Annotated in this window: 8 protein-coding genes; 1 reads left to right on the plus strand and 7 read right to left on the minus strand. The window is 40.7% G+C overall.

The genetic code is table 11. The features are described from left to right. Positions 1-238: 238 nt before the first annotated feature. The 5 genes from AC0KTX_RS05505 to AC0KTX_RS05525 all read right to left on the minus strand — a co-directional run bounded on the left by AC0KTX_RS05505 (position 239) and on the right by AC0KTX_RS05525 (position 4940). Positions 239-1432, minus strand: a complete 1194-nt coding sequence (locus AC0KTX_RS05505) for an ABC transporter permease (protein ID WP_474251237.1) — start codon at positions 1430-1432, stop codon at positions 239-241. Then, on the minus strand, positions 1429-2118 hold the full coding sequence (locus tag AC0KTX_RS05510; protein WP_474251238.1) for an ABC transporter ATP-binding protein: 690 nt from the start codon (positions 2116-2118) through the stop codon (positions 1429-1431). The genes AC0KTX_RS05505 and AC0KTX_RS05510 overlap by 4 nt, the downstream gene beginning before the upstream one ends. Continuing rightward, entirely contained in the window at positions 2115-3239 is a 1125-nt protein-coding gene (locus AC0KTX_RS05515) for an efflux RND transporter periplasmic adaptor subunit (protein WP_474251239.1), read from the minus strand. The genes AC0KTX_RS05510 and AC0KTX_RS05515 overlap by 4 nt, the downstream gene beginning before the upstream one ends. Position 3240: 1 nt before the next feature. Next, positions 3241-3927, minus strand: coding sequence for a YknW family membrane protein (gene yknW / locus AC0KTX_RS05520; protein ID WP_474251240.1), 687 nt, complete (start codon positions 3925-3927; stop codon positions 3241-3243). Positions 3928-4244: 317 nt separating this feature from the next. Then, a complete protein-coding gene (locus tag AC0KTX_RS05525) occupies positions 4245-4940 on the minus strand; it encodes a gamma-type small acid-soluble spore protein (RefSeq protein ID WP_474251241.1) in 696 nt (231 codons plus the stop codon). Positions 4941-5117: 177 nt separating this feature from the next. Here AC0KTX_RS05525 and AC0KTX_RS05530 point away from each other — a divergent pair, with 177 nt between their 5' ends. Beyond that, the gene (locus tag AC0KTX_RS05530; protein ID WP_474251242.1) at positions 5118-5819 is read left to right on the plus strand and encodes a Crp/Fnr family transcriptional regulator; all 702 of its coding nucleotides are present in this window, start codon (positions 5118-5120) and stop codon (positions 5817-5819) included. Between the two features lie 42 nt (positions 5820-5861). On the opposite strand, the gene AC0KTX_RS05535 is transcribed toward AC0KTX_RS05530, so the two are convergent. Continuing rightward, positions 5862-7742: a thioredoxin domain-containing protein gene (locus AC0KTX_RS05535; RefSeq protein WP_474251243.1), complete on the minus strand. Its 1881-nt coding sequence runs from the start codon at positions 7740-7742 to the stop codon at positions 5862-5864. 76 nt (positions 7743-7818) lie between these two features. Then, positions 7819-8001 (minus strand): DUF255 domain-containing protein, encoded by a 183-nt coding sequence (locus AC0KTX_RS05540; RefSeq protein ID WP_474251244.1) that lies wholly within the window; start codon positions 7999-8001, stop codon positions 7819-7821. Positions 8002-8148: the final 147 nt, after the last annotated feature.

The following is an 8148-nucleotide window of genomic DNA, read 5'->3' on the forward strand; positions in this document are numbered from 1 at the left end:
TTTGTCTTTTTGATCCAATCATTTGATTGGCTTCTGAATGTCCTCATTCTCCCAGCGTTTTGATAATATTTTGCGTTTCCGATCCGGTTTCCTTATTTTTTAATTTAGCTTCAGACTTTTTCCGTCTCGTTTTTGACAGCTTTTTTTGCCAAACGGCAACGACTGGATGGATTGTTGCCCCAAAAAACCCCCCTTATATTTATACTTTCATCGTCTGTTTCAAGCGGGAAATAAATTTTTACTCATATCTCAGCGATTCAATTGGATCCAGTCTTGCCGCCTTGTTTGCCGGCAATAGTCCAAAGAGGATTCCAATAAACATTGAGAACAACAGTCCGCCGACGACAACCTGCCATGATACTAATGAAGGCCAACCGGCAAAAATAGATACGATGGAAGCAATTCCTGCACCTAACATAATCCCTAAAGTGCCGCCAATGAGTGTTAAGGTCATCGATTCGATCAAAAACTGCAGCAAGATTTGACTCCTCGTTGCCCCGAGTGCTTTACGGATCCCGATTTCCCTCGTTCTCTCGGTAACGGAGACAAGCATGATGTTCATAACGCCGATACCGCCAACTACGAGAGATATTCCCGCAATACTTCCGATAATCATGGTCATGATCCGGGTAATTTGGCCAATGGATTCCGCAATTTCTTCAAAATTCACCACTTGATACGAATCTTCCGTCTTGTGCATTCTGTTTAGCAATTTCTCAGCTTTTTCCCCTGCGGTTTTGATTTCGTCAGCGCTAACCGCTTCAAGAGTTACCTGTGTATAGTTTGTTTGTCCAAAAGCAGTACGATAAGCAGTCCATGGAGTGTAAATTTCCGACATGCCAAAGGCAAAAATTCCTGTAGGTTTTTCAAGGATGCCGATAATTTCGAAAGGCTGATTCGACACCCAAACGACCTCGCCAATCGGATTTTGACTTTTAAATAAATCTTTTGCTAGTTGGTCGCTGATAATAGCCACGCGCCTGCCGCCTAAAAAATCCGCTTCCGTAAACAGGCGGCCTTCATCAATATTTAATTGATTGACATCCATATATGCCGCATTGATCCCATAGACCGTCGCATCGATTGTTTCTTCTTTATACCTTGTTTGATAAGAACTTGTCGTGGAAGCAACAACCTGTTTGACTTCAGGAATCTCCTTCAGCGCTTCAACATCTTCTTGGGTAAACGGATCCATTAACATTGCGTTCGGATTTGCTTTCAACTCTTCTTCACTAGGCTGATAAAACACTTCTATCGTGTTGCTGGAGCCGGCGATTTGGGTCTTTAAGGCTTGTTCGCCTCCTTGGCCGATGGCGACAACTAAAATAACCGATCCAACCCCGATAATAATCCCGAGCATCGTCAAAATTGAACGGAGTTTATGGGCAAGGATGGAGGAAAACGCCATCCGAAAATTTTCCATCAAATTCATAATGTGCTCCCCCGTCCCAAATCTTCTTGTAAAATTTCTCCATCTCTTACTACAATCGTACGCTTAGCAAATTGAGCCACTTCATGTTCATGCGTTACGACAATGATGGTTGTCCCTTCTTTATTTAACATTGTAAATTGTTCCATAATTGCTTCGCTTGTTTTCGTATCCAATGCTCCAGTCGGTTCATCCGCCAAAATAAGCTTTGGATTATTCACAATGGCCCGCGCTATGGCGACCCGCTGTTTTTGGCCTCCCGATAATTCGTTTGGCATATGCCGAATTCGGTCGCCGAGCCCAACCTTTATTAAAGCTTGTTTCGCCAGCTCATCCCGCTGTTTTTTGCCAATGCCGGCATAAATCATCGGAAGCTCGACATTTTTTAAGGCATTCAGCCGAGGCAGAAGATGGAATTGCTGAAAAACAAAACCGATTTTCTTGTTGCGGATGTTAGCCAGTTCATGATCGTTTAGGGACGAAATATCTTTTCCTTCAAAATAGTAAGCTCCTGAAGTTGGGCGATCCAAACAGCCAATAATATTCATGAGAGTTGATTTGCCGGAACCGGACGGCCCCATAATGGCCACAAAGTCCCCTTGGCTAATTTCCAGGTTGATTCCTTTGAGCACATCCATCGTTTCTTTTCCGTTTTTATAAGATTTCGTCACCCCTTCGAGCTTAATCATTTAATTGTCACTTCCATACCGGATTTCAAATCATCTGATGGTTCGCGGACAATTTCATCACTTTTTGTCAACCCGCTTTTCACTTCAATATATTTATCGTTTGAACTGCCGGTTTTAATTTCTTTTCTCACGGTTTTTCCGTTTTTCACTACATACACATATTGTTGATTGTCATCTTGTTTAACGGCGGTGAGAGGGATGACGTTTGCTTTTTTTCTTTCTGTTTCAATTTCCATAATCAGCTTAAATCCAGGTTTCACCGGGATGTTCTGATCTTCTACAAGAACTTCCACAGGATACTGCACAGCTTCGTTTCCTGTTTCTGCGACTTCATTGCCTTGTTGAGGCAAAATGCCGATTTGCGAAACTTCCCCTTTCCATTTCACGTCAGGAACCACGTCCGATTTCAAAACAACGGGTTGGCCTTCTTTAATTTTCAAAGAATCGTATTCAGAAATGACTCCTTCCACTTTCATTTTGTTTAAACTCCCAATATGTAAGAGCGGTTTCAGATTCTCGCCCGTACCAACGGTTGCTTCCTCGTCAACGGTAATGACAATTCCATCAACTTCACTTTTCACTTCAAGTTCTGAAATTTTCTTTTCGACTGTTTCCTTTTGGATCTGCTGTTGTTTCAGTTCAAGGTTGGTCATTTTTTTATCCATTTGCAGTTGGTTTTTTTCACTTTCTATTTGCTTTTCCGCTTCTTCTTCACTGACTTGTTTTTTTAGTTCTTCTTCTTTTTTCTTAAGATCAGCCAATTGTTCATTGATTTGATCCAATTTGATGTAGCTTTGTTCAATTGAAAGTTTGGCCTGTTCCTTTTCAAGCTCCAGTTGTTCGTTTTCATAGATGACAAGAGGCGTTCCTTTTTTGACTCGATCCCCTTCTTTGACAAGGATTTTTTTAACCTTCCCTTTTTCCGGATCATAAAAAATCTTTTGTTCATTCATTAATTGAAGCGTTCCGGGAATCATGACATTCCCAGTTATTTCTTTTTCCTCCATCTTTACGGTTGATACAGTCGGATTTTCCTTTGAAGCAGCGCGGTAAATGCTAATCCCGACAAATAAAACGATGATAAAAGCGACTCCTATACCAATCCAAACTTTTTTTCTCATACTATGCTCCCACCAATGATTGAGTTGCCCCGGTTAATGTTAATATCAAAGCACCTAAAACGAAGAAAATAATTGATATTGTCCATGACGCGGCTTTTGAGAGCTGACCGACTTGATGAAGACCGAAAGCTGTCAATACCATTCCCCAGATCCCGAAAATTTCGATAGAAGATAAAAAACCTCCAAGAGCACCTTCTGCTCCTATGAGACTATTTAAATTCGTAAACGTTTGTTCGGGATTTTCTCCGCCGACAAAATATAAAATGATGGCATTTAACAGCGTCCCAATAGCTGAAACAATGCTTATAAAGATGGACATTGAAAACATTTGTTTAAAACGAACTTGTTTTCCGGCAATTTTAACGATGGCAAAAAGAATGAGTGCCGAAATCAACAGCGTAAAGAACACACCGACCGTACCGCCGAAAAATGCGCCAACTTTAGCAATGGTATCGACAGAAGCTGCTGCTTCAGCGCCTAAATCCTCTTCCAAGCTGCTATAGTCGATGGACACCACCGAAAGAAAGGCCGCCAAAGTTGAAATAATAAGGACAACAATTAATGGCAGCAATACTCTCGGCTGTTGTTTGATCCGCTCAAATGTCTCAATCGGGCTTGTCACAATCCCCAACAACGAAGGTTTTTCCATTTTTCCATTTGAATGCTGAATGTTTAATGGCTCATTCATGAAATCATCTCCTCCATCATAATGATTATTTCAATTTATTTTACGAGAGTCATAGGAGGGAAGTTTCACATTATTTGAATTTCTTACAAAATATTTTACAAATGCCATTTATAAAGGCTGTTGCAAAAGCGCTTAAAAATGATAAAAGACCGCAGAATTTATTTCTGTGGTCTTTTTCCATCTTATTATTGTTTCTCTGCTCAACATAACCGTTGCTTTTTTTGAAATATTGAGGATCGTTTTGCCTGCGGACTTTATCAGACAAACGATTATTGAATGGAAAAGAACATCCAGTCTTCCATGACTTTATCGGTTTTTTACTGCATTTGGATTTGCTGGGCTGATTGCTGATTTTGACGGCGTACTTCGTTTACGTTTGTTTCGCTTGCCTGGCCAATTAACGGATTAAAACTCATCCCCATCCCTGCCATCTGACCTTGGTACTGGTTTTGATACGGTGTTTGAGTTTGCTGGGCCGATTGCTGATTTTGACGGCGCACTTCGTTTACGTTTGTTTCGCTTGCCTGGCCGCTTAACGGATTAAAACTCATGCCCATCCCTGCCATCTGACCTTGGTACTGGTTTTGATACGGTGTTTGAGTTTGCTGGGCTGATTGTTGATTTTGACGGCGCACTTCGTTTACGTTTGTTTCGCTTGCCTGGCCGCTTAACGGATTAAAGCTAAAGCCTGTTCCTTGGTATTGAATTTGTGGTTGTTGAGCTTGGTATGCAGTTCTATATTGGCTTTGCGGTTGATAACCTTGAAAGGAATTTTGCACCTGCTGTGATTGGTTTTGAAGCGACTGGGCTAAATGTTGAATTTGCTGCAAATTTTGCACCGCATTTTGTTCTCTTTGTCCGAATGTTTGCGCCTGTTGTGCCGAAAATTGATTTGAGCTAAAAGCTTGATTGGCATTTTGTTGTTCTTGCTGCTTTAGCATATTAGCGATTTGATGGATTTGCTGCAATGCCTGCTGAGCTTGGTTAACATACCCTTGAATTCGATGTGGCATTTGTTTTCCCTCCTAATTTTTTGAATTCATTTTAGCTTTTTGTAAAATTCTCGTTTTTATACAACTCCCTTCTAAAATTTGTTGTGTTTTTCACCTCATTTTCACAAACATTTTCATTTTCTTTTGTTACAATATGAATAGGTAAAACGGTTTCCTATTGAATGGAGGTTTCCCATAATGATCCAACAAGTGACGAATCATTCGCTTAACATACCATTGAACGTTTTGTTTGAATGGTCTGACGGAATGATCAATGTCAAAAAAGGAACTTACCTTTTTCAAGACGGTATGGAGGCCCAAGACCTTTTTTGTGTTCAATCTGGACTTATTCAAATAGCCAAGGCGACATTTGATGGAAGGGAAATTGCCCTGAGGCTTTGTAAAAGAGGCGATTTAATTGGCGAGTTTTCCATTTTTTCAAATTATCCGAAATATATGTTTAACGCACAAGCTGTAGAGGACAGCTCTTTGTTTTTTATTAAAAAAGAGAGGCTCCAATACGAATTGTTTCAAAATCCAAAGCTTGGAATGGAGTTCATGAAATGGATGAGCGACCAGTTCCAAATTACCCAGACAAAATTTCGCGATCTTATTTTGCATGGAAAAAAAGGCGCTTTATATTCTACGCTCATACGAATGGCTAACAGTTATGGCGAGAAAATTGAAAACGGAACGCTTATTAATTTAGAAATGACTCATCAAGAACTAGCCAATTTTTGTGGAACTACAAGGGAAAGCATCAACCGAATGTTAAGTACATTAAGAAAAACAGGGATCATTTCCTATAAAGACAAAAAAATTGTTGTCCACGACCTTCAATATTTAAAAAATGAAATTAACTGTGATGATTGTCCGGTATCCTATTGCTGCATGGATTAAGTGAAAAAGATGGTGCAAAATAACCAACACCATCTTTTTTTATTAGATGTTCAATGTTTTGATCACTTCCTCGAAATCCGTTGTCGGCTGCCGGCAAGCGAAGTTTTCACAAATATAAATGGTCGTTTCGTTGTTAAGCATTCGATAACTTTTAGCAAATTCGGCAATATCCAAAAATTGATCCGGATTTTCCGCAACAAGGACAAAAATTTCCGGAGTAAATGCCTGGCGGAATTGATTTAATAATGTTTCCTTCTTTCTGCAATCTTTCGGACCAAGAATAACAATTTCTTTTTGCGGCATCTGTTCCGTCAAGAAACTTTGTAAGAAAAACACATGTCCGCTCCCGTATCGTTCCACTTCCTTACTAAATAGGGAGTACATTTGATGTAATTTTTCACTATATGATACATCACCGGTCAGCCTTGTTAATTTCAAGAGTGTGAAGGCGGCCACGCTGTTTCCGGCAGGAAGCGCCCCGTCATAAATTTCCTTTTCACGAACTATCAAAGATTCGCCGTCATGACCTGTGAAGAAAAAACCGCCGTTATCCTGATCCCAAAAAAGCCTGATCATCCTGTCTGCCAGTTGTTTTGCTTTTTTCAAGTAAGCAAGTTGAAGCGTTGCCTCGTACATTTCCAGATACGCCCAAAGGAGAAAAGCATAATCGTCGAGAAACCCTTTTTGCTTCACTTCCCCTTTACGATAGCGGACCATGATCCGATCGCCGGCAATTAAATGGTTTCCGATAAATTCCAGCGCTTTTTTGGCAATATCAATGTACTCTTTCTTTTGAAATGCGGCACCTGCTTTGGCAAGTGCGCAAATCATCAGCCCGTTCCATGCTGTTAAAATTTTGTCGTCCAAATGGGGAAAAGGTCTTTCGGATCGTTTTTCAAACAGCATTTTTCTTGCCTGTTCTAATTGTTCCTCTAGTTGTTCAAAAGGCATCTGCCAATTTAAAGCCGCTTTTTCAACATTCCAATTTATTAAATTCGGGATGTTTTTCCCTTCAAAATTTCCTTCTTCCGTAATATCATAAACCTTGCAAAACAGCTCGCCAAGTTCTTCTCCAAGTGTTTCAACCACTTCTTTTTTCGTCCAAACGTAATATTTTCCTTCTTCCCCTTCTGAATCGGCATCAATCGCTGAAAAAAAAGCGCCAGATTCATCGCGCATCTCCCTAAGCACAAACTCAATGATTTGTTCGGAATTTTTTTTGAATTCAGGATTTTTTGTTATTTGCCAAGCTTCGACGAATGTATAAAGCAAGAGTGCATTATCGTACAGCATTTTTTCAAAATGGGGCACAAGCCACATATTGTCCGTCGAATATCTGGCAAAACCGAAGCCGATATGATCCCAAATCCCCCCTTTTGCCATTTGCGTTAAAGTTTTTTTGACCATATATAGTGCCTGCTCATTTTTTGTCCATCGGTAATATTTCATTAAAAACATCAATTGATGGGGAATCGGGAATTTCGGCGCATGGCCGAATCCGCCGTAAATGGCATCAAATTGGTTGGCAAGTTGCTGAAACGTTTCTTGAAGGATGCTTTTGTCTAGTTCGCCTTCCCTGCTGCGGCTCGCATTTTCTTGAAGTGCACCGATAATTTGCGTTGTCGCTTCCTCAATTTTTTCACGCTGATCTCTGTACGTTTCGGAAAGATGCTTTAAAACGTCGACAAACCCCGGACGGCCATAACGGCTTTCTTTTGGAAAATAAGTGCCTGCATAAAACGGTTTTTGATCAGGCGTTAAAAACACATGTAGCGGCCATCCCCCTTGACCAGTGAGAAGCTGGCATACCCGCATATAGATGGAGTCAACATCAGGTCTTTCTTCCCGATCCACTTTGACCGCAACAAACCGTTCATTTAAAAGCTTTGCCACCTCTTCGTCTTCAAAACTTTCATGAGCCATTACATGGCACCAATGACATGTAGATTAATACTTCAATTCTTCTGCGTATTTCTATTCCAAGCCCCCTATTCGAGGGCTAGGAATAGCCGATGGACACTAATACAGGTTTTCCTTCCCTTTTCGCTTTTTGAAACGCTTCCTGCGACCATTCCAACCAGTTGACAGGGTTCGTTGCATGTTGCAGCAAATACGGTGACTTTGACTTTATTAGCCAATTATATTCTTTTGAAAAACGATCTTGTGTTAAGTATTCCTTCATTTTTGCCACTTCCTCGTATACTAAGTTTCAGAAAGTTTTTTTATCGAATTTCCAGTCCGATACGCTCCTTGACAATCGCATATCTTGGGTGGTTGCCTTTGTGGGAGGGGCGCGCCCCTCCCACAAAGGGTTGAGCGTACCGGGGTT

Source organism: Aeribacillus sp. JST-2 (assembly GCF_056032925.1).